Raw genomic sequence first — 273 nt, 5'->3', positions numbered from 1 at the left:
AATCTATATCGGTATATGGATTACGTTTAGCGTCCATGTTGCCATTTCTATCGGCTGTTTATAGCGAACATCTCATCAAAAATAGGAGATGCTATGAACTCGCCATCTTTATATCTAGTCTGCTATGACGTGCAGCGACAGAGTGTCGGAAAAAAGATCCTCACCTTGGTTAACGGCTACAGCCATCAAGGACAAAAATCAGCCTATGAGTGCTACCTCAATACAAAACAAAAACGCACTCTCATAGGGCAAATCGAGGCGTTAATTGAACCT

Annotated in this window: 1 protein-coding gene; it reads left to right on the top strand. The window is 41.8% G+C overall.

Translation table 11 applies throughout. From position 1 onward, the window contains the following. Positions 1-93 precede the first annotated feature (93 nt). Positions 94-273, top strand: a 180-nt coding sequence (gene cas2, locus AB4585_RS26225) for a CRISPR-associated endonuclease Cas2 (RefSeq protein ID WP_372171688.1), incomplete at its 3' end; no start/stop codon positions are given.

It is taken from the genome of Vibrio sp. 10N.222.49.C9 (assembly GCF_041474985.1).
Classification (GTDB): domain Bacteria; phylum Pseudomonadota; class Gammaproteobacteria; order Enterobacterales; family Vibrionaceae; genus Vibrio; species Vibrio crassostreae_C.
This window is presented reverse-complemented; position numbering and strand designations above follow the sequence as displayed.